At 55.5% G+C, this 566-nt stretch carries 1 protein-coding gene; it reads left to right on the forward strand.

Going from position 1 to position 566, the window contains the following annotated elements:
* On the forward strand, positions 1–566 hold a 566-nt coding region (locus K5E19_RS23575), incomplete at both ends, for a MotA/TolQ/ExbB proton channel family protein (RefSeq protein ID WP_221553351.1).

Raw genomic sequence — 566 nt, forward strand, 5'->3', positions numbered from 1 at the left:
GTGATATTGAGAACCCGAAAGAGAGCGAAATTTTCGCCAGTTATCCACGTATTCTCGCTGACGCGATGATGCTGGATTTTATCGTCGATTATCTTCGACTCATCATCAGCGGCAACATGAACACCTTCGAGATTGAAGCGCTGATGGACGAAGAGATCGAAACTCACGAAAGCGAATCCGAAGTGCCGGCTAACGCCCTGGCGCTGGTGGGGGATTCACTGCCGGCATTCGGTATCGTCGCGGCGGTGATGGGCGTGGTACACGCACTGGCCTCCGCCGACCGCCCGGCCGCAGAGCTGGGGGCACTGATTGCCCACGCAATGGTTGGGACATTCCTCGGTATTCTTCTCGCCTACGGTTTTATCTCGCCGCTGGCAAGCGTGCTACGCCAGAAGAGTGCGGAAACTACCAAGATGATGCAGTGCGTGAAGATCACCTTGCTGTCAAACCTGAACGGCTACGCACCGCCAATCGCGGTGGAATTCGGGCGTAAAACCCTGTACTCCAGCGAGCGTCCATCGTTTGTCGAGCTTGAAGAACACGTTCGCGCTGTGAAGAACCCTAAT

Origin of the sequence: Enterobacter sp. RIT637 (genome assembly GCF_019718755.1) — a bacterium.
GTDB lineage: Bacteria > Pseudomonadota > Gammaproteobacteria > Enterobacterales > Enterobacteriaceae > Enterobacter.